Source organism: Pseudomonas sp. RIT-PI-o (genome assembly GCF_001297215.1).
Classification (GTDB): domain Bacteria; phylum Pseudomonadota; class Gammaproteobacteria; order Pseudomonadales; family Pseudomonadaceae; genus Aquipseudomonas; species Aquipseudomonas moraviensis_A.
Map to the genome: position 1 here is coordinate 227,469 of NZ_LHPA01000021.1, position 21,308 is coordinate 248,776.

The 21,308-nt window shown below is 59.5% G+C and carries 20 protein-coding genes; 11 read left to right on the plus strand and 9 right to left on the minus strand.

Going from position 1 to position 21,308, the window contains the following annotated elements:
• The first annotated feature begins 128 nt into the window (after positions 1-128).
• A complete protein-coding gene (locus tag AEQ63_RS12040; RefSeq protein WP_042609320.1) occupies positions 129-560 on the plus strand; it encodes a hypothetical protein in 432 nt (143 codons plus the stop codon).
• A gap of 60 nt (positions 561-620) precedes the next feature.
• On the opposite strand, the gene AEQ63_RS12045 is transcribed toward AEQ63_RS12040, so the two are convergent.
• A complete protein-coding gene (locus AEQ63_RS12045) occupies positions 621-905 on the minus strand; it encodes a hypothetical protein (protein ID WP_064363552.1) in 285 nt (94 codons plus the stop codon).
• A 433-nt stretch (positions 906-1,338) separates the two neighbouring features.
• Between AEQ63_RS12045 and AEQ63_RS12050 the strand changes: the two genes are divergently transcribed.
• A complete protein-coding gene (locus AEQ63_RS12050) occupies positions 1,339-1,878 on the plus strand; it encodes a hypothetical protein (protein WP_064363553.1) in 540 nt (179 codons plus the stop codon).
• Between the two features lie 307 nt (positions 1,879-2,185).
• Here AEQ63_RS12050 and AEQ63_RS12055 read toward each other — a convergent pair whose 3' ends face one another.
• From AEQ63_RS12055 to AEQ63_RS12075, 5 genes are all read right to left on the minus strand, one after another.
• Positions 2,186-2,470: a hypothetical protein gene (locus AEQ63_RS12055; protein WP_042609318.1), complete on the minus strand. Its 285-nt coding sequence runs from the start codon at positions 2,468-2,470 to the stop codon at positions 2,186-2,188.
• Between the two features lie 196 nt (positions 2,471-2,666).
• Entirely contained in the window at positions 2,667-3,215 is a 549-nt protein-coding gene (locus tag AEQ63_RS12060; RefSeq protein ID WP_011333561.1) for a cupin domain-containing protein, read from the minus strand.
• Between the two features lie 418 nt (positions 3,216-3,633).
• Positions 3,634-4,917: an NAD(P)/FAD-dependent oxidoreductase gene (locus tag AEQ63_RS12065; RefSeq protein WP_064363554.1), complete on the minus strand. Its 1,284-nt coding sequence runs from the start codon at positions 4,915-4,917 to the stop codon at positions 3,634-3,636.
• A 49-nt stretch (positions 4,918-4,966) separates the two neighbouring features.
• The gene (locus tag AEQ63_RS12070) at positions 4,967-6,457 is read right to left on the minus strand and encodes an aldehyde dehydrogenase (RefSeq protein ID WP_064363555.1); all 1,491 of its coding nucleotides are present in this window, start codon (positions 6,455-6,457) and stop codon (positions 4,967-4,969) included.
• 266 nt (positions 6,458-6,723) lie between these two features.
• A complete protein-coding gene (locus AEQ63_RS12075; RefSeq protein WP_064363556.1) occupies positions 6,724-8,100 on the minus strand; it encodes a glutamine synthetase family protein in 1,377 nt (458 codons plus the stop codon).
• Positions 8,101-8,382: 282 nt separating this feature from the next.
• Between AEQ63_RS12075 and AEQ63_RS12080 the strand changes: the two genes are divergently transcribed.
• The 5 genes from AEQ63_RS12080 to AEQ63_RS12100 all read left to right on the plus strand — a co-directional run bounded on the left by AEQ63_RS12080 (position 8,383) and on the right by AEQ63_RS12100 (position 13,637).
• Entirely contained in the window at positions 8,383-9,144 is a 762-nt protein-coding gene (locus AEQ63_RS12080) for a gamma-glutamyl-gamma-aminobutyrate hydrolase family protein (protein WP_064363557.1), read from the plus strand.
• 290 nt (positions 9,145-9,434) lie between these two features.
• Complete coding sequence (gene potA, locus AEQ63_RS12085; protein ID WP_042609314.1) at positions 9,435-10,577, plus strand: polyamine ABC transporter ATP-binding protein; 1,143 nt, start codon at positions 9,435-9,437, stop codon at positions 10,575-10,577.
• A complete protein-coding gene (locus tag AEQ63_RS12090; protein WP_064363558.1) occupies positions 10,574-11,488 on the plus strand; it encodes an ABC transporter permease subunit in 915 nt (304 codons plus the stop codon). The genes potA and AEQ63_RS12090 overlap by 4 nt, the downstream gene beginning before the upstream one ends.
• Positions 11,485-12,363 (plus strand): ABC transporter permease subunit, encoded by an 879-nt coding sequence (locus AEQ63_RS12095; protein ID WP_064363559.1) that lies wholly within the window; start codon positions 11,485-11,487, stop codon positions 12,361-12,363. Before AEQ63_RS12090 ends, AEQ63_RS12095 begins: the two co-directional genes overlap by 4 nt.
• 176 nt (positions 12,364-12,539) lie before the next feature.
• Positions 12,540-13,637, plus strand: coding sequence for a polyamine ABC transporter substrate-binding protein (locus AEQ63_RS12100; RefSeq protein ID WP_064363560.1), 1,098 nt, complete (start codon positions 12,540-12,542; stop codon positions 13,635-13,637).
• A gap of 252 nt (positions 13,638-13,889) precedes the next feature.
• Here the strand turns inward: AEQ63_RS12100 and thpR are convergent, their stop codons facing one another.
• Positions 13,890-14,429 carry an RNA 2',3'-cyclic phosphodiesterase gene (thpR, locus tag AEQ63_RS12105; protein ID WP_064363561.1) on the minus strand — a complete coding sequence of 180 codons (540 nt, stop codon included), beginning with the start codon at positions 14,427-14,429 and terminating at the stop codon, positions 13,890-13,892.
• A gap of 107 nt (positions 14,430-14,536) precedes the next feature.
• Between thpR and AEQ63_RS12110 the strand changes: the two genes are divergently transcribed.
• A complete protein-coding gene (locus AEQ63_RS12110) occupies positions 14,537-14,731 on the plus strand; it encodes a hypothetical protein (protein WP_064363697.1) in 195 nt (64 codons plus the stop codon).
• A gap of 125 nt (positions 14,732-14,856) precedes the next feature.
• Here AEQ63_RS12110 and AEQ63_RS12115 read toward each other — a convergent pair whose 3' ends face one another.
• Both AEQ63_RS12115 and AEQ63_RS12120 read right to left on the minus strand, forming a co-directional pair.
• Positions 14,857-15,999 (minus strand): HlyD family secretion protein, encoded by a 1,143-nt coding sequence (locus AEQ63_RS12115; protein ID WP_064363562.1) that lies wholly within the window; start codon positions 15,997-15,999, stop codon positions 14,857-14,859.
• Positions 15,996-17,651, minus strand: coding sequence for an MFS transporter (locus AEQ63_RS12120; RefSeq protein ID WP_042609308.1), 1,656 nt, complete (start codon positions 17,649-17,651; stop codon positions 15,996-15,998). The genes AEQ63_RS12115 and AEQ63_RS12120 overlap by 4 nt, the downstream gene beginning before the upstream one ends.
• Before the next feature lie 309 nt (positions 17,652-17,960).
• On the opposite strand from AEQ63_RS12120, the gene AEQ63_RS12125 reads away from it, so the two are divergent.
• From AEQ63_RS12125 to AEQ63_RS12135, 3 genes are all read left to right on the plus strand, one after another.
• Positions 17,961-19,256: an OprD family porin gene (locus tag AEQ63_RS12125; protein ID WP_064363563.1), complete on the plus strand. Its 1,296-nt coding sequence runs from the start codon at positions 17,961-17,963 to the stop codon at positions 19,254-19,256.
• A 275-nt stretch (positions 19,257-19,531) separates the two neighbouring features.
• A complete protein-coding gene (locus AEQ63_RS12130; RefSeq protein ID WP_064363564.1) occupies positions 19,532-20,356 on the plus strand; it encodes an NAD-dependent epimerase/dehydratase family protein in 825 nt (274 codons plus the stop codon).
• Between the two features lie 44 nt (positions 20,357-20,400).
• Positions 20,401-21,294 (plus strand): SMP-30/gluconolactonase/LRE family protein, encoded by an 894-nt coding sequence (locus AEQ63_RS12135; protein WP_064363565.1) that lies wholly within the window; start codon positions 20,401-20,403, stop codon positions 21,292-21,294.
• Positions 21,295-21,308 lie beyond the last annotated feature (14 nt).

Here is a 21,308-nt window from a genome sequence, read left to right on the forward strand (position 1 = left end):
TTGTTGCGCAGTGTACGCGAAGATCGCGCAGCGCAAAGCCGATTGAACCTTGCCCGCCCTCGCCGCCTCGAAACCAGACAAGCGCCAAATCACCGATCAGACGCGGCGCCATTGGAGAGGAACTGCCGATGAAAACCCGACTGCTGCTCCTGATCGCCACATTCGCCATCATCCCCACTTGCGTCATGGCCGAAGGCTGCGACGTCCAGACCCGCTCCTCCAGCGCCGCAGTGCCCGCCGTGGAAACCCACAGCTGCTACGAATACGAAGGCATGCCCGTGGACTCAATCAACTGGTCATGCAGCAACGAAAGCAAGGACACCCTCAACGCCACCAAGAAAAAAGTCGAGCGCTGCGACGACCACTACCAGGCCACCTGCACCGCCCGCCTCACCCAGGAATCCCTCGCTAATCCGCACTCGACCAGCAAAGACAAAAGCGCCAAACCGTTGAACATGCCCGACAACGCCAAAGTCACCACGTATTACTACGACGGTGAACACTTGGCTCAGGCGAAGATTGATTGTGAGAACAGTGGTGGTGACTGGAAGGCCAAGTAGCTTCCAGGATCTGTCAAAAAGCCCGGCTGGATGCCGGGCTTGCTGTATTTGAACCCACCATCAGCCCTCACCAGCGCCGCTGCTGGTACCGCTATCGTTCGACTGCTTCGAACCACTGGGCTTGGAGCCCGAAGGTGTCGAGCCATCATTGTTGGTGGTATTGCCCTGAGTGCCCTTGGGCACGGTGGCGCCGTTGGAATGAATGTCTTCCGGCGCACTCGGGTTGGTTTGGCTGTTGCCGTCGTTTGCAGTGGGTTCAGGGGTGTCGCTGGCGGCTGTTGCGTAGAGCGAGGCGGCGGATAACAAGCTGGCTAACGTAAGTGCTGCGAGATTGGATTTACGCATGTTGGCGGTTCCTTTGCAGGGGTTAGGTACGCATTGGAAGCGGGCGCGCATGGAAAATGCGGGAGGGCTGACGAATGGCAATGTTGGCAGGTTTCGGATACCTCTATACCTGGCTACCCGAACGTGTCATCGCGGTCCTCAATACTTCAGCCTTGGCTGCATCAGCCGTCCGGACTATGCCGCAGACAATATCAACCCGTGACCTCGATCCTGGGGCAGGATGTAAGTGATGTGTTTCGGATGATTGAGCGAGAGTGCCGTATTTCCAATCGTTAGCAATCAACGTCGCCCAAGGAGACAGGCAGTACACAGGAATCAGATATTCCAGCCACCCTATGCAAGCGAGGAATCGCCTCTTTCATCAAGGAAAAAATGATGGCACTCTGCCCGACTGCATTGTCTGCAGCTACCCAAGCGAACTTTAGGAAATCACATGGATTGGAAATTTACTGTTACGACCCTTGTCGCACTGTTAGCGGTTTTGATCTCGTGGCGAGCACGGCGAGAGGTGAAGGTAGCATCCAAAGCTACACTGGAACTTCAAAGCCGACTTGAACACTACCAGCACTTCCCGATCATACAGGTCTCGATAGTTCCGAATGGGCACAAAGTAAAGGTAATACTGACAAACGTGAGCGCTCAGAATGCAGTGTCATCTTACAAGCTGAGATTTATTCTCAGAATCACCGCAGGAAAAAGTACCTTCAGCGTTTCAAAGGAAGACTATGTTTACAACGGAGGTTTCTTAGGCCCGAACTCTGTTGAAGAAATTTCTCCAGCTGAAATCAACGACTGTATTGCTGATGCAATTTCGCCATTGCAGAAGTACCCAAGCGAACAGAACCATTTTGTCCTGCGCGTCTACGCCGAGTGTACTCCTCCACATCCAAAATCGGAAAAAGTGATTGAACAAGGCGTGGGTTATTTCGCATATGAAAACAATCAATTAAAATTAGTTCCGGGCCCCAAATAATAGCGATTGGCGGACTCTGTGGATGAACTTATGCACTACTCCACAAGAACAACTCTACTCCATCCGTAAAACGGTGATCGACATAACATAACAGGTAGATCGGTCACCCTCAGCATTAGTAGAATCCGACTGCACTATCAGACTCGCTTTCAAAAATTAGCCGGCGTATTCGCACTGATAATTTCAACGCCATAAGCTCCAATATGGCGAAACTTGTGCGGCGACATATCGGGTCAGCAAAAGACAAAATCTTATACGCAGAAAAAAGCCCGGCTCAAAAGACCGGGCTTTCAGCTTGCGACACTCATCAACTACCGCCGCTCCCGCCACTGCTGCTACCGGACGGTTGACCCGCAGGGCTGGGTTTAGAGGCAGAAGGCACCGGCCCATTGTCGGTCTTGCCACCATCACCACCTTGGGGTAGCGAATCGGCATCCGGGTCGGCATTGGTGGCTGGAGACGCCGGTTCACGAGTCTGGCTGGTGCCGTCGCTCGCCTTCGGGGTCGACGTTTCGCCAGCCGCGAGAGTGTACGGCGAACTGCCGAACAGCAATGCCGCGAGGGTAATCACCGCAAATCTATGGTTCAGCATGGTGGCTCTTCCTTTGCGTGTGGAGTTACAGACTTGGAAGCAGGTGCGCGGCGAACGTGCGACGCGTCGGACGAATGGTTATCACCCGGATGTTTCGCCAAATTACGACGCCTGAACGCTTCGCGGCAAAACACCCGAACGGCCCGCGGGTTCCTGGAAAATCAACCTCGATAAAGCTGTGCGAAATGCATGCCCCTCAAAAATTCGCCGGCGTATTCGCACTGATAATCTCAGCCTCATCCGCGCCAATATTGCGGAACTTGTGCGGCAGCGTGGTCGGAAAGTAATACCCATCGCCCGCACTCAACACACTCACCTGCCCGTCCACGGTCAATTCCACCGTGCCGCGCGTCACCAGCCCGCACTCTTCGCCTTCGGCATGCACGATCGGCTCTTCGCCGGAGCTCGCGCCGGGGGCGTATTGTTCGCGCAGCAGACGCATCTGGCGGCTGGGGACGGAGGCGCCGATGAGCAGCAGGCGCAGGCCGTGGCGGCCGAGGTCGGGTTGTTCGTTAGCGCGGAAGACGTATTGGTGTTCGCGCGGCGGCTGGTCGAAGGTGAAGAAGTCGGCCAGGGACATCGGTATGCCTTCGAGCAGCTTTTTCAGCGAGCTGACGGAGGGGCTGACGCGGTTCTGTTCGATCAGCGAGATGGTCGCGTTGGTCACGCCGCTACGCCGGGCGAGCTCGCGCTGAGAGAGTTTGTAGCTTTCGCGTACTAGTTTGAGTCGAGAACCCGTATCCATGACTGCCTTATGTTGAGGTACTTAAGGGTAATGGGGGTGGGTGGCGGGTGACGCGCAGGTCGCGCGGATCACGTTGCTCCCGTGTCCCGGAACCGTGAAAGGCGGCTATTAAATCACGTTTGGTGGTGTTGCTCAGCAGGTTCGATGGATGGTGAGACGAAACTTCCTCTTGCACTGGCAATACAGCCAATGTGGGAGCGAGCCTGCTCGCGAAAGCGATGTGTCAGACAACGAAGATGTTGGCTGATATGGCCCCTTCGCGAGCAAGCTCGCTCCCACATTTGGTTGTGAGCAGGTCAGCAAAGCGAGTGTGACTGGGCTGGCCTCTTCGCGAGCAGGCTCGCTCCCACAAGGGTGATCAGTTCTCTTCAATGGGAAAAACCGGCGCGGTCTTGGGGACCGTCGCCGGTGAGGTCAATCAGACGCCGAAACGGTCGCGCAGGGAATAGTAGACCGCGCCCAAAGCGGTGAGCGGTGCGGAGAAGGTGCGGCCGCCGAGCATCGGCATGTGCGGCAGTGAGGCGAAGGCGTTGAAGCGTTCGGCGTCGCCGCGGATCATTTCCGAGATCAGTTTGCCGGCCAGGTGCGAGCAGGTAACGCCGTGACCGCTGTAGCCCTGCATGTAGTAGGCGTTCTTTTCGATACGACCGAATTGCGGCATGCGCGACATGGTCAGCAGGAAATTTCCGGTCCAGCGGTAGTCGATTTTCACGTCCTTGAGCTGCGGGAAGGTCTTGAGGATCTTCGGCCGAATCAGCTGTTCGATGTCGTCCGGCTCCCGCGCGCCGTAGACCACGCCGCCGCCATAAAGCAGACGGTTGTCAGCGGTGAGGCGATAGTAATCGAGCAGGTAATTACAGTCTTCGACGCAATAGTTGTTGGTGATCAGGCTGCGTGCCTGCTGCTCGGTCAGCGGTTCGGTGACGACGATCTGCGAGCCGCACGGCATGCTTTTCGCGGTGACGCGGTTGTCGAGGCCTTGCGGCAGATAAGCATTGCCGGCGATCAGCAGGTATTTGGCGCGGACCAGCCCTTTGCCGGTGCGCACGGTGATCGGCTCGCCGTAGGTAATTTCCACCGCCGCCGATTGCTCGTAGATCTTGCCGCCCAAACGCACGATGGCAGCGGCCTCCCCTAGCGCCAGATTCAACGGATGAACGTGGCCACCCTGCATGTCCAGCAAACCGCCAACGTAAGCATCGGAGCCGACTTCACGACGAATGTCCGCTGCATCGAGCATCTGCAGATTGCGGTTGCCGTAGCGTTCCCAGTTGCGCTTCTGCTCGGCCAGACCGTTGAGTTGCTTCTTGTTCATCGCCGCGAAAATACCGCCCGGGCGATAGTCGCACTTGATGTCGTAATCCTGGATGCGCGAACGGATGATGTCGGCGCCTTCGAAGATCATGCTGCCGAGGATTTCCGCTGTCTTGTCACCGTAGCGCTCTTCGATGACATCGACATCGCGGCTGTAGGAGTTGACCAATTGCCCGCCGTTGCGACCGCTGGCACCGTAGCCGACTTTCGCCGCTTCCAGCACCGCGACTTTGTACCCGGCCTCGCTGAGGAACAGCGCCGAGGACAGGCCGGTATAGCCGGCGCCGATGATGCAGACGTCGCAGTCCAGCGCTTCTTCGAGAATCGGAAAGTCGATGACTTCGTTGCGGGTGGCGGCGTAGTAGCTGTTGACGTGTTGCTGTTTCATACATTTCTCCGAGGGTCGCCAACCAGGGGCGACCGCCGCTGTAAAAGAATTAGAGCTTGATCCAGGTCGCTTTCAGCTCGGTGTACTTGTCGAACGCGTGCAGCGATTTGTCGCGACCGTTGCCCGATTGCTTGAAACCACCGAACGGTGCGGTCATGTCGCCGCCGTCGTACTGGTTGACCCAGACGCTACCGGCACGCAGGCCACGGGCGAAGGTGTGCGCCTTGCTCAGGTTGCTGGTCCACACACCGGCGGCGAGGCCGAAGATGCTGTCGTTGGCGATCTGCAGGGCTTCTTCAGCGGTGTCGAAGGTGATCAGCGACAGCACCGGGCCGAAGATTTCTTCCTGGGCGATAGTCATCGCATTGGTCACGCCGTCGAAAATCGCTGGCTGCACGTAGAGGCCACCGGTTTCTTCAAGGGTGCGCTGGCCGCCGGCAATCAGCTCGGCGCCCTCCTCGCGGCCGATGCTGATGTAGCGCAGCACGTTGTCGAGCTGACGCTGGTCGACCACGGCGCCGACAGTGGTGGCCGGATCAAGCGCATGTCCCGGTTTCCACGCTTGCAAGGCTTCCACCAGCAGCGGAATAAACTGCTCGCGGATCGAACGTTCGACCAGCAGGCGCGAACCGGCGGTGCAGACTTCACCCTGATTGAAGGCGATGGCACCAGCCGCTGCTTGGGCTGCGGCGCGCAGATCCGGTGCGTCGGCAAACACCACGTTCGGGCTCTTGCCGCCGGCCTCGAGCCAGACGCGTTTCATGTTGCTTTGGCCGGCGTAAATCATCAGTTGCTTGGCGATCGCCGTGGAGCCGGTGAAGGCCAGGACATCGACATCCATATGCAACGCCAGCGCCTTGCCGACGGTGTGACCGAAGCCCGGCAGCACGTTGAACACGCCCTTCGGAATCCCGGCATCCAGCCCAAGCTGCGCAATACGGATGGCGGTCAGTGGCGACTTTTCCGAAGGCTTGAGAATGAACGAGTTACCCGCTGCCAGCGCTGGAGCGAACTTCCAGCTGGCCATGATCAGCGGGAAATTCCACGGCACGATCGCCGCGACCACACCGGCGGGCTCGCGGGTGACGAGGCCGAGTTGGTCGTGCGGGGTGGCGGCGACTTCGTCGTAGATCTTGTCGATGGCCTCGGCGCTCCAGCGGATCGCGTTGGCGGTGGCCGGGATGTCGATGCTCATCGAATCGCTGATCGGTTTGCCCATGTCGAGGGTTTCCAGCAGCGCCAGTTCTTCCTGGTGCTCCAGGATCAGATCGGCGAAGCGGATCAGGATGCGCTTGCGCTCGGCCGGGGCCTTTTTCGCCCAGATGCCGGAGTTGAACGATTGACGCGCGGCTTCCACCGCGAGGTTGGCGTCGGCTTCATCGGTACTGGCGACGGCGGCGAGAAAGCGGCCATCGACCGGGCTCAGGCATTCGAAGGTGTCGCCACTGATCGCCGGGCGGTATTCACCGTTGATGAAGGCGCGGGATTCGATGGACAGGGACTGGAAGCGTTGTTCCCAGTCGTTGCGGGTTGTGGTCATTGGTTTGAGCTCGACAAGGGGGAATTGGGGGGTGTCGGGTTGCTGTGTCTGGCTTGAGATGGCTGCCCTCACCCTAGCCCTCTCCCGGGAGAGGGGACCGATTGGGGGATGCTCAGAATCTCCGCCGACCTGAAAAATCGATACCGAATCCATAATCGACTGGATCGTTCAGGTCACTGAATATCCCAAGACAACTCGGTCAGTCCCCTCTCCCTCCGGGAGAGGGTTAGGGTGAGGGGCTTTTGGCTTTTGGGGCCTTCAGACACTCACACGGTATGCAGATACCAGTTGTACTCAAGGTCAGAAATCGAGTTCTCGAACTCGGCCAGCTCGCTTTCCTTGCATGCGACAAACACGTCGATGTACATCGGGTCGATGTAGCGCGCCATGACTTCGCTGTCGTCGAGCTGGCGCAAGGCGTCACGCAGGTTGTTCGGCAGGCTCTGCTCGTTCTGCTCGTAGCTGTTGCCTTCGACCGGAGCGCCCGGTTCGATCTGGTTGGTCAGACCGTGGTGAATACCGGCCAGCACCGAAGCCATCAGCAGATACGGGTTGGCATCGGCACCGGCGACGCGGTGTTCGATGCGCACGGCGTCCGCTGAACCGGTCGGCACGCGCACGGCGACGGTGCGGTTGTCGATGCCCCAGCTCGGCGAGTTCGGCACATAGAACTGCGCGCCGAAGCGGCGATAGGAGTTGACGTTCGGGCAGAGGAACGCCATTTGCGCCGGCAGGGTCTCGAGCACACCGCCGATCGCGTGACGCAGCGCGGCGTTCTGCTCGGGATCCTCGCTGGCGAAGATGTTGTTGCCTTCTTTATCCAGAATCGAAATGTGCACATGCAAACCGTTGCCGGCCTGGCCCGGATACGGCTTGGCCATGAAAGTCGTGTCCATCTCGTGGTCGTAGGCGATGTTTTTCACCAGACGCTTGAGCAGCACCGCGTAATCACAGGCCTTGATCGGGTCGGAAACGTGATGCAGGTTGACTTCGAACTGCGCCGGGGCGCTTTCCTTGACGATCGCGTCAGCCGGGATGCCCTGCTCTTTCGCGCCTTCGAGAATGTCTTGCAGGCAGTCGACGTATTCGTCGAGATCGTCGATCAGGTACACCTGAGTCGATACCGGACGTTTGCCCGACACGGGCGAGCGTGGCGACTGCGGACGGCCGTTCACGTTGTCCTGGTCAATCAGATAGAACTCCAGTTCGAACGCGGCGCAAATGGTCAGGCCGAGGTCGTCGAACTTGCGCACCACATTGGCCAGCACTTCACGCGGGTCGGCGAAGAACGGCTGGCCTTCGATCTCGTGCATGGTCATCAGCAGTTGTGCGGTCGGGCGCTTTTGCCACGGCTCGATGCTCAAGGTGCCGGGAATCGGATAGCAGATGCGATCGGCATCGCCAATGTCCAGACCCAGGCCGGTGCTTTCCACCGTCGAGCCATTGATGTCCAGCGCGAACAGCGACGCCGGCAGGTTGATGCCTTTTTCGTACACCTTATGAAGACTGGTGCGTTCGATGCGCTTGCCGCGCACCACACCGTTCATATCCGCAATCAGAAGGTCGACGTACAAAACCTCAGGATATTTCTTAAGGAATGCGTTGGCTTCGTTGAGTTGAACGGTACGCAGAGGGACCGACATGATGCACCTATTTAGCTGTTAATTATTATGTTCACCACCGTGTTGCGCAGCCAGTCAATCCGAAAGGCAAAGTGAAGTCAATAGCGAACAGCTGGCCCCGCAGCCTTTATTTTTCGGGCTTTTATTCACACTCTCGTGCCAGATCCGCCGTCAAACCCCATGAAACCAGCGCAACCTGATGACCGGCGTTTAGAATTTTTTACATGGCAGTTGTTAATTAAAATCAACGAGGCTAAGCTCCGGAAAAGCTCGTTCAAGTGACAGACTTCGAGGTGAATAAAAATGGCATTCAAGCCATTGATCGGCGTTACTGCGTGCGTCAAACAGATTGGCCTGCATCCCTATCACATCAGCGGCGACAAGTACGTACGTGCTGTCAGCGTTGGCGCTGAAGGGCTGCCAGTGGTCATTCCTTCCCTCGGCAACCTGACTGAAATCGACGACCTGCTCGGCCAGCTCGATGGTCTGTTGCTGACCGGCTCACCCTCGAATGTGGAGCCTTTCCACTATCAAGGCCCGACCAGTGCGCCTGGCACGGATCACGACCCGGCCCGCGACGCCACCACCCTTCCTTTATTGCGTGCAGCCATCGCGGCGGGCGTTCCGGTGCTCGGCATTTGCCGTGGCTTTCAGGAAATGAACGTGGCCTTCGGCGGCAGTCTGCATCAGAAGGTGCATGAGCTGCCGGGCATGCTCGATCACCGTGAGGCGGACAGCCCGGATGTCGCGGTGCAATACGCCCCGGCTCATGCGGTCAGCGTGATCGCTGGCGGTGTGTTCGAAGCGCTGGAGTTGCCCAACGAGTTTCAGGTCAATTCGATTCACAGCCAAGGCATCGACCGCCTCGCTCCTGGCCTGCGTGCCGAAGCGGTGGCGCCGGACGGTTTGATCGAAGCGATCTCGGTCGAGCACAGCCCGACCTTCGCACTCGGCGTGCAATGGCACCCGGAGTGGCAAGTGCTGGACAACCCCGATTACCTGAAGATTTTCCAGGCGTTCGGCGCAGCGTGCCGGCAACGGGCGGCGCGGCGCAACCAGCGCTGACGCAACCACGAATCAAGTAACGATTTACTGCCCCCGCGGCTGGCGGGTGTGCGTTTGCACACCTGTCAGTCGTGAACTGCGACACCCGTAATAACAACAAGTACGACCCAAGCCGCAGGGCAGGAGCCCTGTAGGAGCTGCCGAAGGCTGCGATCTCTTGATCTTGATCCTGAAAAACAAAATCAAAAGATCGCAGCCTTCGGCAGCTCCTACAGGTGCATTTGCAGGCTTGCAATCCACTTAAGCCCGGCCACGTTGGCCAGGCACACGAAACCTGTTGGGAGTTTCACATGGCAAACGCCTCCAGCACTTACCGGAAGGCACTCGAAGGTCATCAGCAACCGAAAAAGGTGTTGGTGAAAGTCGACCGTGTCACCAAGAAGTTCGACGAAACCGTGGCCGTGGACGATGTGTCCCTGGAGATCCATCAGGGCGAAATCTTCGCGCTGCTGGGTGGCTCCGGATCGGGCAAATCGACCCTGCTGCGCATGCTCGCCGGTTTCGAGCGGCCGACCGAGGGGCGGATTCTGCTCGATGGCGTGGACATCACCGACATGCCGCCGTACGAGCGGCCGATCAACATGATGTTCCAGTCCTACGCGTTATTCCCGCACATGACCGTGGCGCAGAACATCGCCTTCGGCCTCAAACAGGACCGTTTGCCTGCCAGTGAAATCGATGCCCGCGTCGAAGAAATGCTGCGTCTGGTGCACATGACCCAATACGCCAAACGCCGCCCGCACCAATTGTCCGGCGGTCAGCGGCAGCGCGTCGCTCTCGCCCGCTCGCTGGCGAAACGGCCGAAACTGTTGCTGCTCGACGAGCCGATGGGTGCGCTGGACAAGAAACTGCGTTCGCAGATGCAGCTTGAGCTTGTGGAGATCATCGAACGCGTCGGCGTGACCTGCGTGATGGTGACCCACGACCAGGAAGAAGCCATGACCATGGCTCAGCGCATCGCAATCATGCACCTGGGCTGGATCGCGCAGATCGGCAGCCCGGTCGACATTTATGAAGCGCCGGTCAGCCGCATGGTCTGCGAGTTCATCGGCAACGTGAACGCCTTCGACGGCACCGTGGTGGAAGATCTGGAAGGCCACGCGATCATCCACAGCCCGGATTTGCAGCAGAAGATTTACGTCGGTCACGGCGTCAGCACTTCGGTGCAGGACAAGTCGATCACCTACGCCATCCGCCCGGAGAAAATGCTCGTCAGCACCAGCCAACCGGAGTTCCGCTACAACTGGTCCGAAGGCAAGGTGCACGACATCGCCTACCTCGGCGGTCACTCGGTGTTCTACGTCGAGCTGCCCGGCGGCAAGATCGTCCAGTCGTTCATGGCCAACGCCGAACGCCGTGGCGCGCGGCCGACCTGGGACGACAAGGTCTACGTCTGGTGGGAAGACGACAGCGGCGTGGTACTGCGCTCATGAGAACCTTCAATCAGCAATTCCTGCGCCTGGTGCCCAGCGGACGAAAACTGGTGATCGGCATTCCGTTCATCTGGCTGTTCCTGTTTTTCATGCTGCCGTTTTTTCTGGTGATGAAGATCAGCTTCTCGGAAGCCGCACTGTCGATCCCGCCGTACTCGGAGATCTACACCTTCGCCGAACAGAAATTCCAGCTGCTGCTGAACATCGGCAACTACACCCTGCTCGGCGAAGACGAGCTATACCTGTCGGCCTACCTCGGTTCGCTGAAGGTCGCAGCACTGAGCACGCTGATGTGCCTGGCGATCGGTTTTCCGATGGCCTACGCGATCACCAAGACCGGCAAGGAAACGCAAAACGTCCTGCTGCTGTTGATCATGATGCCGACGTGGACGGCGATTCTGATCCGCGTTTATGCGTGGATGGGCATCCTCAGCAACAACGGTTTGCTCAATGCGTTCCTGATGTGGACCGGGCTCACCGATCACCCGATCGAGATCCTCAACACCAACACTGCCGTCTATATAGGTGTCGTGTACGCGTATTTGCCGTTCATGGTTCTGCCGCTCTACGCCAACCTCGTCAAGCACGACAACAGCCTGCTGGAAGCCGCGCAGGACTTGGGCTCGAGCAACTTCAACAACTTCTGGAAGATCACCGTGCCACTGGCGAAGAACGGGATCATTGCCGGCTGCATGCTGGTGTTTATTCCGGTGGTCGGCGAGTTCGTGATTCCGGAACTGTTGGGTGGCCCGGAGACGCTGATGATCGGTCGCGTGCTGTGGCAAGAGTTCTTCAATAACCGCGACTGGCCGGTGGCGTCCGCCTTGGCGGTGGTGATGCTGTTGATCCTGATTGTGCCGATTCTGCTGTTCAACCGCAGTCAGGCCAAAGAGATGGAGGCACGGGGATGAAACGCTTCAACTTTTCCAGGTTCATGCTGATCTTCGGCCTGATGTTCATTTATCTGCCGATGCTGATTCTGGTGATCTACTCGTTCAACGCCTCGAAACTGGTGACCGTGTGGGGTGGCTGGTCAATCAAGTGGTATGCCGGCCTGCTCGACAACACGCAACTGATGGGCTCGGTGGTGCGCTCGCTGGAGATTGCCTGCTACACCGCGATTGCTGCGGTGGCGCTGGGCACCCTCGCCGCTTTTGTCCTGACTCGCGTCACGCGCTTCAAGGGTCGCACGCTGTTTGGCGGCCTGGTGACCGCGCCGCTGGTGATGCCGGAAGTGATCACCGGTCTGTCGTTGTTGTTGCTGTTCGTAGCGATGGCGCAGTTGATCGGCTGGCCGCAGGAGCGAGGCATCGTCACCATCTGGATTGCTCACACGACCTTTTGTGCGGCTTATGTCGCGGTGGTAGTCTCCGCCCGCCTGCGCGAGCTGGATCTGTCGATCGAAGAAGCGGCGATGGATCTCGGCGCTAAACCGTTCAAGGTGTTTTTCCTGATCACCATCCCCATGATCGCGCCGTCGCTGGCGGCAGGCGGGATGATGTCGTTTGCCTTGTCGCTGGATGACCTGGTGCTGGCGAGTTTCGTCTCCGGGCCGGGCTCGACGACGCTGCCGATGGAAGTGTTCTCGGCGGTACGTCTGGGTGTGAAACCCGAGATCAACGCCGTGGCCAGCCTGATTCTGCTGGCGGTGTCGCTGGTGACTTTCCTCGTCTGGTACTTCGGCCGCAAAGCGGAAGCCAATCGCAAACGGGCGATCCAGGAAGCAATGGATCAGACCGCGAATGAGTCGTGGCAGCCGCAACGTGTCGCAGCGGCCACAGCCTGACTCAAGGACTATAAAAAACCTGTAGCGAGGGAGCTTGCTCCCGCTTGAGTGCGCAGCGCTCACAAGATTTTGCGGCCGCTTCGCAGCTCAGCGGGAGCAAGCTCCCTCGCCAAAACGGTTCTGTGTACATCATGTTTTGTGTTGGGTTTTTGAATAAGAAAAAGGGAGTTGTACCGATGAAAATGTTTGGCAGGACTCTGCTGACACTGTCCTTAATGGGCGCGATGGTCATGGGCGCCCAGGCCAACGACAAGGTGCTGCGTGTTTACAACTGGTCCGATTACATCGCGCCGGACACCGTGAAGAAGTTCGAAGACGAGACCGGTATTCGCGTGACCTACGACGTCTTCGACAGCAACGAAACCCTCGAAGCGCGCCTGCTGGCGGGCAAATCCGGTTACGACATCGTCGTACCGTCCAACAGTTTTCTGGCCAAGCAGATCAAGGCCGGCGTCTATCAGACGCTGGACAAATCGAAGCTGCCGAACTGGAAGAATCTCAACCCGGTACTGCTGAAAAACGCCTCCGCCAGTGATCCGGACAACGCGCACGCGTTCCCGTACATGTGGGGCTCGATCGGTATCGGCTTCAATCCGGCCAAGGTCAAGGAAGTGCTCGGCGCCAACGCCCCGACCAACTCCTGGGACTTGCTGTTCAAACCGCAGAACGCGGAAAAACTCAAAGCCTGCGGCATCAGTTTTCTCGATTCGCCGACCGAGATGCTCCCGGCCGCCCTGCACTACCTGGGCTATCCGGTGAACGACAAGGACAAGGCGCACATCGCCGAGGCGGAAGCGCTGTTCATGAAAATCCGCCCGTATGTGGCGTATTTCCATTCCTCGAAGTACATCTCCGATCTGGCCAACGGCAACATCTGCGTAGCGGTCGGTTACTCCGGCGACGTCCTGCAGGCCAAGGCACGGGCGGTGGAATCGGGCAACAAGGTGGTGATCGACTACAGCATTCCCAAGGAAGGCGCCGGCAGTTTCTACGACATGGTCGCCATCCCGCGCGACGCTGCGAACGTCGACAACGCCTACCTGTTCATGGACTTCCTGATGCGCCCGGAGATCATCGCCGAAGTCACCAACAGCATCGGCTACAGCAACGCCAACGCAGCGGCCACGCCACTGGTGGACGAAGCGATCCGCAATGAACCGGGCTCGTATCCATCGCAAGCGGTGATGGCGACGTTGTATGCCGTACCGGATCAGCCGATTGCCACACAGCGCATCATGACGCGCGGCTGGACGCGGGTGAAGCTCGGGAAATAAGCACACCAGTGATCCACATGTAGGAGTGAGCCTGCTCGCGATAGCGGTGTTTCAGCCAGCTTCGATAGTGAATGTGCTGACGTCATCGCGAGCAGGCTCACTCCTACAGTGGTTCGGCGTTATGCCAGACAGAATCACAAGTTTCCCGTTCACGCAGCGCCTTACCACCGCCGCCCCCTGCTCTGAACGGCCTCACCCGGCTCTCTCGGCCCGGGTGAATGTGCAGGCGCCTTCGGGCGCCTTTTTTGTCGCTCAGATCAGCGGCCAGTCCTGCACCACCCGATAGCGGCCCTTGTGCGACTCGAACAAGGCGAAGCGTTCAGCGCGCAGGAAAAACTCCGGCGGCGTGCCCGCTTCCGGCTCCGGCGCACGGTATTCGCGAGCCAGGGTCAGGTGCGGGCGGAACTCATGGGTGGGTTCTTCAAAACCGAACGGCAGCATCGCTTGCTCCAGCGCATAGACCAGGCGCAACAATCCCGGCGGCGCCTGCTCCGGTGCCAATGACAGGACACCGGCGCGATGCCAGACCTGCAAGCGATCCAGCGAAATCCGCAACGCTTCCCCCGGCGTGCGCACACTGCCGGCGGCTTCGCAGACGCCATGAATCTGCGCCAGCGGCACCGCGCCGAGGAACAGCAAGGTCAGATGAAAGTTGTCCGCTGGTACCGGTTTTCCGGTTCGCAGGCCCAGTTCCGCGCGCCACTGGGCGATCGCCTTGCGCTGCGCTGGCGGGCAATCCAAAGCAAAAAACAATCGCTTCGACGGCTCATCCTTGCGCACCCCATCAATCATTGCCCTCTCCCCTTGTTCGTCATGATCGCGCCGATTCTACACAGCCTGTTCTGACGACTCGCGACAGGAAGCTATAGTTCATGGATTGCCATCAACCGGAGGCTGCCATGCGCAAGATCCTCAGCAAAGAACCCTGGTGGGCCCGGCCACCACAACCCGGGCAGAACGAAAGCGAACTGGAATGGGGCTGGCTGGTGCATTACAGCGAAGGCGAACCGCGCTTCGAGTTCGTCCGCGAACGACCCAGCGACGAGCAGATTCGCAACCGCAAGAGTTGCCGGGTCACCCCCTCGCCCGAGTGAATAGAGCCCGTGAGCACTAATCCTGTGGGAGCGAGCCTGCTCGCGAAAGCGGTGTGTCAGATAAAGAAATGTTACTGATACGACGCTTTCGTGAGCAGGCTCGCTCCCACAGGGTTATGCATTGATCAGTGGGGTTGGGTGTCGCCGGCTGCGGTGTCGATGCTCACCACCACCGACATGCCCGGTCGTAGCCGTTCCTGTTCCTGCTGATCGGGATCGATGGTGATGCGCACTGGCACGCGCTGAGCGATCTTGACGAAGTTGCCAGTGGCATTGTCGGCCTGGAGCAAGGCAAATTCCGAACCGGTGCCCGGCGAAATATGCTGCACATGGCCGGTGAATCGGCGGTGGTTCAAGGCGTCGACGGTGAAGCGCACCGGTTGCCCGACACGCACGTTGGCCATCTGGGTTTCCTTCATGTTGGCGATCACCCATTTCTGATCCGGCACCAATGCCATCAATTGCGCGCCGGAGTTGACGTAGGCGCCGAGCCGCACGCCGATCTGCCCGAGCTGGCCGTCGCGCGGGGCGACAATCCGCGTGTTCGACAGATCGATCCGTGCCAGTTGCACCGCCGCTTCGGCGCTGGCCACCGCAGCTTCCAGCGAGCCGCGATTGACGATCACCGTTTGCAGGTCCTGCCGGGCGATTTCCAGATTGGCCTTGGCCTGCGCCACTGCCGCCGTGCTCTGTGCATTGGCGGCGAGGGTCACGTCGAACTCGCGTTTCGACACCGAACCGTCGCGCACCAGTTCCTGATTACGGCGCAGATCGGCCTCGCTCTTGCGCAACTGCGCCTGGCTGTCGGCCAACACCGCCTGGCGCAATTTGATCGTTGCCTCGGCGCTGTTGCGCTGCTGCACGACGTTGGCCAGCCCGGCCTTTTGCACCGCCAGTTGTGCCAGCGACTGATCGAGGCGCTGCTGATAAATGCGGTCGTCCAGACGCACCAGCAGATCCCCGGCCTTGACGTACTGGAAGTCCTGCACCGGCACCTCGAACACGTAACCGCTGAGCTGCGGGCCGATGATCGTCACCTGCCCGCGCACCAAGGCGTTTTCCGTGGTTTCCACGGCGCTGCTGAACGGCGGCAATTGCCAGGCATAGAGCACGATCAGCACGCCGACGATGGCGATCGCGGCAAAGCCCAGCGAAGAAATGATCCGCACCCGCAGCGAACGCGGCGCGGTATTGGCCGACGATGGCGGCGCCTCACCTTCAGGCGTGGCGGCAATGGCGTTAGTGGTTGTGGTGGTCGGTTCGGTCATGAAGAAATGGCGCCGCTTGATGGTACGGAAGGTGTCGGCTCAATGGCTTTGGTGGTACTCATCAGCCACAACGCGCGAATCGAAAGCCAGATCATGGTCAGTACGGCAATGACCGCGATCAGCATGAAGACATCGTTATAGGCCAGCACGTTCGCTTCGCGTGTCGCTGCATTGGCGAGGCTGCGGATCCCGGCCAGATTGCGCAGGCTCGGATCGGCCAGCAAACCGCCATAGGCCGATCCGCCGCTCTGCACGCGCGCGGCCACCAAGGGATCGGACATCACCAGATGATCGACGATGTGGCTGGAATGGTACTTCTCCCGCACGATCTGAAACGTGCCAAGCAACGCCGCGCCGAGCAGCCCGCCGAGGTTGTTGCAGATCCCGAACAGCACGGAAAAACTCACCAGGTTGCGCGGGTTGGTCAGCACGTTGCGTGTCCCGAACACCATGGTCGGGCCGAGAAAAAACGTACTGCCGAACGCCAGCAGGAACTGGCTGAAGTAGAGATTTTGCGGGCGGGTCAGGTTGTTGGAAAAACTGTCCATCACCGAACCGGTGGCCATCAGTGCCAGCGAGATGATCAACGGCATCAGCAAGTGTTTGGGGTCGATGGTCAGCGCGCTGGTGGCAAGCCCGGCGACGCTGCCGATCAGCATCACCACGTACAGGCTGTGCAGTTGCTCATAGCCCATGTTGAGGTTCTGCATGAAACCGACCGCACCGGTGGATTGCTCCGAGGTGACCATGCGGATCAGGGTCACCGCCAGCGCCAGACGAATCATCGTGCCGCTGCCCAGCCAGCGGGTCATCAGCATCGGGTTGCTGCGGTTATGTTCGATGGCCAGACCCATGATGATCAGCGCGATCGAACAGGCGAGCGCGACGCCGATCCAGTCCGCCTCCAGCCACCAGTCGATGCGCCCCAGCGACAGCACCGCGCACAACAACGCCACACCGGTGGCGAGGATGGCGAAGGTCAGGAAGTCGAGCTTTTCAAAGGTCTTGAAGCGGTCACCGGGCGGCAACTTCAGCAGCAATACACAGCCGAGTGACAACAGCGCCATGCCCAATTCGAACAGGTAGAGGCCGCGCCACTCGGCGATCTGCAACAGGTCTTCGGAAAACAGCCGCGCCAGCGGCAACGCCAGTTGCGAAGTGCCAAGACCGAGTACCAGCGCTTTGAGTCGCCACTTCGCCGGGAACGCCTGGACCATGTAATACAGCCCCAGCGAACTCAGCGCCGCGCCGACCATGCCGTGGGCAGCACGCACCGCCACCGCAGAATTGAGATCGTTGACGAACAGATGGCCGAAGGTCACCAGCGCATAGAGCACCAGGAACACTTCGGTGAACGCGCGCAAGCCGAACTGCTGGCGAAACTTCACCAGCAGCAGGTTCATCGATACGTTGGTCATCACATAGGCGGCCGGCAGCCAGGCCATTTCCGCAGTGGTCGCGCCGAGCGAGCCTTGCAGATAAGGCAGGTTGGCGACCACCAGCGAATTCCCCAGCCCACCAGTCACCGCCACCAGCACACCGACCGCCGCGTACGCCAGGCGCTTGGGCGTGGAGTGCAGTGGTGTCGACGGCGAACCGGGCAGGCTGGGCTTTTCGTGAGGTTGCCAGTTGCGCGGGGCGTACTTATCCATGGATCGGCCTGGTGCTGGGTGTGAGGGAAGTTTGCCGCATATTTCTTTGCAGCACACTTTTCCATGGACAACAAAAAACCCTGTAGGAGTGAGCCTGCTCGCGATAACGGTGAATCACTCGCCATTTTCTTCGCTGACACACCGCTATCGCGAGCAGGCTCACTCCTACAGTGGAGAATGCGTGGCTGGACGAGTGATCGTATAACTTCCAGTTGACAATCCTCGAAAATCTGGGAAATATCCCCAGCGATGTTGTACGACGACGTATGACAAATAATAAAAACAACAAACGAATCAGGGAGCGTCACAGTGAGCACACTCGCCCGCAATTCCGTCCGCCCTCCACGTTTTGCCACTTTCAAGCCGCGTTCGACCCTCAGCCTGCTCGGCTGCAGCAGCCTCGCCCTCGCCCTGCCAATGAGCGCCGATGCCGAAGGCTTTCTCGAAGACAGCAAAGCCACGCTGAACCTGCGCAACGCCTACTTCAACCGCAACTTCGTCAACCCGGCCTATCCCCAGGGCAAGGCTGAAGAGTGGACGCAGAACTTCATCCTCGACGCCAAATCCGGCTTCACCCAAGGCACCGTCGGCTTCGGTCTCGACATCCTTGGCCTGTACTCGCAGAAGCTCGATGGCGGCAAAGGCACTGGCGGCACGCAGCTGTTGCCGATCCACGATGACGGGCGCCCGGCCGACAACTTCGGCCGGCTCGGCGTGGCGCTGAAAGCCAAAGTCTCGAAGACCGAATTGAAGGTCGGCGAATGGATGCCGGTCCTGCCGATCCTGCGCTCCGACGATGGCCGCTCCCTGCCGCAGACCTTTCGCGGCGGCCAGATCACCTCCACCGAGATCAACGGCCTGACTGTCTACGGCGGCCAGTTCCGGGGCAACAGCCCGCGCAACGACGCGAGCATGGAAGACATGTCGATGAACGGCCGCGGTGCATTCACCTCTGATCGCTTCAACTTCGGCGGCGGCGAATACACCTTCAACGAGAAACGCACCATGGTCGGCGTTTGGTACGCCGAGCTTACCGATATCTATCAGCAGCAGTATTTCAACCTCAGCCACAGCCAGCCGATGGGCGATTGGACGCTGGGCGCCAACCTCGGTTTCTTCACCGGCAAGGAAGACGGCAGCGCCCAGGCCGGCGACCTCGACAACAAGACCGCGTTCGCCCTGCTCTCTGCCAAGTACGGCGGCCACACTTTCTACGTCGGCCTGCAGAAACTCACCGGCGACGATGCCTGGATGCGCGTCAACGGCACCAGCGGCGGCACCCTGGCCAACGACAGTTACAACGCTAGTTATGACAACGCCAAGGAGCGCTCCTGGCAGCTGCGTCACGACTACAACTTTGTGGCGCTGGGCGTGCCTGGCCTGACCCTGATGAACCGCTACATCAGCGGCGATAACGTGCACACCGCGACCACCAATGACGGCAAGGAATGGGGCCGCGAATCGGAACTGGCCTACACCGTGCAGAGCGGCCCGCTGAAGAACCTCAACGTGAAATGGCGCAATGCGACCATCCGCCGGGATTTCAGCACCAACGAATTTGACGAGAACCGGATCTTCATCAGCTATCCGATTTCATTGTTGTAATTTCCAAGGCGACACCGACCCCCTGTAGGAGTGAGCCTGCTCGCGATAGCGGTATATCAGTCAGAGCAAATGTCAGTTGATGCACCGCTATCGCGAGCAGGCTCACTCCTACAAGGAAATGCATTTCAAGGCGAAGCAACTGTAAAAACACCTTTCCGCCTTCCGTCATCTACACCAAAAGTCGCGTTGACAAGATCCGGAAACCCTATCGATACTTCCGCGCAGTCATACGACAACCTACAACAAACCTAATAACAATGTGTCCAGGGATTGCCATGACGTCTACTTCTACCCCCCGCATACCTTTCAATCGCCTGCTGCTGACCGGTGCCGCCGGAGGCCTGGGCAAAGTCCTGCGCGAACGCCTGCGCCCTTATGCCAACGTGCTGCGCCTGTCCGATATCGCCGCCCTCGCCCCAGCCGTCGATGAACATGAAGAAATCGTGCTCTGCGACCTCGCCGACAAACAAGCCGTGCATCAACTGGTCGAAGGCGTCGATGCGATCCTGCATTTCGGCGGCGTTTCGGTCGAGCGGCCGTTCGAAGAAATTCTCGGTGCGAACATCTGCGGCGTCTTCCACATTTACGAAGCCGCGCGCCGCCATGGCGTCAAACGCGTGATTTTCGCCAGCTCCAATCACGTCATCGGCTTCTACAAGCAGGACGAAAACCTCGACGCCACTTCCCCGCGCCGTCCTGACGGTTACTACGGCCTCTCCAAGTCCTACGGCGAAGACATGGCGAGTTTCTACTTCGATCGCTATGGCATCGAAACCGTCAGCATCCGCATCGGTTCCTCGTTCCCCGAGCCGCAGAACCGCCGGATGATGCACACCTGGCTGAGCTTCGACGACCTTACGCAACTGCTCGAACGCTCGCTGTACACACCGAATGTCGGTCACACCGTGGTCTACGGCATGTCCGCCAACAAGGAGGTCTGGTGGGACAACCGCTACGCCAGCCACCTCGGTTTCGAAGCCAGGGACAGCTCGGAAGTGTTCCGCGACAAAGTCGAAGCCCAGCCGATGCCGGCCGATGACGATCCGGCGCGGATCTATCAGGGCGGCGCGTTCGTTGCAGCAGGCCCGTTTGGCGACTGATCGCTCGACTTGATCCCCCTCCAATAAAAACCAAGGGAATGAGTATGCAAGCCGAATTGATCGTCGACGCCCGCAACGCGGTCGGTGAAAGCCCGGTCTGGGTGCCGCAGGAAAACGCGCTGTACTGGGTGGATATTCCCAACGGCGGGCTGCAACGCTGGAGCGCCGACACTGGCCACGTTGCCTCGTGGAAAGCCCCGGAAATGCTCGCCTGCATCACCCGCCACCGCAGCGGTGGCTGGGTCGCTGGTATGCAAGGCGGTTTCTTTCGCCTGCACGCGCACAGCGACGGCAGCCTCGACAGCGAATTGCTCGCCACCGTCGAGCACAGCCGCCCGGACATGCGCCTTAACGATGGTCGTTGCGACCGCCAGGGGCGTTTCTGGGCCGGCAGCATGGTCTTGAACATGGGCCTGAATGCGCCCGAAGGCCGGCTGTACCGCTTCGGCGCCGGGCAGGCTGGCGTGGTTGAAGCGCAGCTGGATGGCTTCATCGTGCCCAACGGCCTCGCCTTCAGTCCTGACGGCGAAACCATGTACCTGTCGGATTCGCACCCCAACGTGCAACTGATCTGGGCGTTCGATTACGACACCGAAACCGGTACGCCATCGAATCGCCGCATCTTCGTCGACATGAACCACTTCCCCGGCCGCCCCGACGGCGCCGCCGTGGATGCCGAAGGTTGCTACTGGATCTGTGCCAACGACGCCGGCCTGATTCACCGTTTCGCCCCGGACGGTCGCCTCGATTTCTCGCTGGAAGTACCGGTGAAAAAACCGACCATGTGCGCTTTCGGCGGCAGCAACTTCGACACTCTTTTTGTCGCCTCGATTCGCCCCGGCGATGACCTCGATCCGCAATCCCTGGCCGGCGGCGTGTTCGCCTTGAAGCCCGGGATCAAAGGCCTCGCCGAACCTGAATTCAACGATCTGCTTTAGACCTTCTGCTGCAC

Bases quoted from the DNA above. Each gene is read 5' to 3' on its own strand.
- AEQ63_RS12115 (WP_064363562.1), bottom strand. From the start codon at position 15,999: ATGACCGAACCGACCACCACAACCACTAACGCCATTGCCGCCACGCCT.
- AEQ63_RS12075 (WP_064363556.1), bottom strand. From the start codon at position 8,100: ATGTCGGTCCCTCTGCGTACCGTTCAACTCAACGAAGCCAACGCATTC.
- AEQ63_RS12100 (WP_064363560.1), top strand. From the start codon at position 12,540: ATGAAAATGTTTGGCAGGACTCTGCTGACACTGTCCTTAATGGGCGCG.
- AEQ63_RS12055 (WP_042609318.1), bottom strand. From the start codon at position 2,470: ATGCTGAACCATAGATTTGCGGTGATTACCCTCGCGGCATTGCTGTTC.
- AEQ63_RS12110 (WP_064363697.1), top strand. From the start codon at position 14,537: ATGCGCAAGATCCTCAGCAAAGAACCCTGGTGGGCCCGGCCACCACAA.
- AEQ63_RS12070 (WP_064363555.1), bottom strand. From the start codon at position 6,457: ATGACCACAACCCGCAACGACTGGGAACAACGCTTCCAGTCCCTGTCC.
- AEQ63_RS12050 (WP_064363553.1), top strand. From the start codon at position 1,339: ATGGATTGGAAATTTACTGTTACGACCCTTGTCGCACTGTTAGCGGTT.
- AEQ63_RS12120 (WP_042609308.1), bottom strand. From the start codon at position 17,651: ATGGATAAGTACGCCCCGCGCAACTGGCAACCTCACGAAAAGCCCAGC.
- thpR (WP_064363561.1), bottom strand. From the start codon at position 14,429: ATGATTGATGGGGTGCGCAAGGATGAGCCGTCGAAGCGATTGTTTTTT.
- potA (WP_042609314.1), top strand. From the start codon at position 9,435: ATGGCAAACGCCTCCAGCACTTACCGGAAGGCACTCGAAGGTCATCAG.
- AEQ63_RS12135 (WP_064363565.1), top strand. From the start codon at position 20,401: ATGCAAGCCGAATTGATCGTCGACGCCCGCAACGCGGTCGGTGAAAGC.
- AEQ63_RS12060 (WP_011333561.1), bottom strand. From the start codon at position 3,215: ATGGATACGGGTTCTCGACTCAAACTAGTACGCGAAAGCTACAAACTC.
- AEQ63_RS12090 (WP_064363558.1), top strand. From the start codon at position 10,574: ATGAGAACCTTCAATCAGCAATTCCTGCGCCTGGTGCCCAGCGGACGA.
- AEQ63_RS12130 (WP_064363564.1), top strand. From the start codon at position 19,532: ATGACGTCTACTTCTACCCCCCGCATACCTTTCAATCGCCTGCTGCTG.
- AEQ63_RS12095 (WP_064363559.1), top strand. From the start codon at position 11,485: ATGAAACGCTTCAACTTTTCCAGGTTCATGCTGATCTTCGGCCTGATG.
- AEQ63_RS12040 (WP_042609320.1), top strand. From the start codon at position 129: ATGAAAACCCGACTGCTGCTCCTGATCGCCACATTCGCCATCATCCCC.
- AEQ63_RS12045 (WP_064363552.1), bottom strand. From the start codon at position 905: ATGCGTAAATCCAATCTCGCAGCACTTACGTTAGCCAGCTTGTTATCC.
- AEQ63_RS12080 (WP_064363557.1), top strand. From the start codon at position 8,383: ATGGCATTCAAGCCATTGATCGGCGTTACTGCGTGCGTCAAACAGATT.
- AEQ63_RS12065 (WP_064363554.1), bottom strand. From the start codon at position 4,917: ATGAAACAGCAACACGTCAACAGCTACTACGCCGCCACCCGCAACGAA.